The following is a 482-nucleotide window of genomic DNA, read 5'->3' on the forward strand; positions in this document are numbered from 1 at the left end:
ATCGTCACCCATACGAGACGCTTCAATTCTGGGGAATCAAGCCTGGGCTGACCGTGGTCGACCTCCAGCCTGAAGGTGGCTACTGGACCGAGATACTGGCCCCCTATCTCGCCAGGACCGGCGGAACCTACATCGCCGGCGTGGCGGACGTGGACGATCCCAAACTGCCGGGCGGGCTCAAGATCGATCGCCAGCGTTTCGAGGCCAAGCACGCCGATATCGCCACCTATGGCCAGATCCGTTATGCGGCCTTCGGTGCCATTTCAGGGCCGCTTGCCCCACCCAACTCTGTCGACGTCGTCATCTCCGCGCGTGAGATCCACAACTGGATTCACCTCGGCTTCAACGACAAGGCGATGAAGGACGTTTTCACCGCGCTGAAGCCTGGGGGGTATTTCGCCATCGAGGAACATCGCGCCGAACCCAAGACGGCAGACCTGACGGGCTCCGGCAAATTCACGGGCTATGTCGCCACCCAGACT

The 482-nt window shown here is 61.4% G+C and carries 1 pseudogene; it reads left to right on the forward strand.

Annotated features, from left to right (window positions below):
• Positions 1-482: pseudogene (locus tag MKZ40_RS16925) on the forward strand (hypothetical protein); the annotation flags it as partial.

This window comes from Cobetia sp. BMC6 (assembly GCF_029991385.1).
GTDB lineage: Bacteria > Pseudomonadota > Gammaproteobacteria > Pseudomonadales > Halomonadaceae > Cobetia.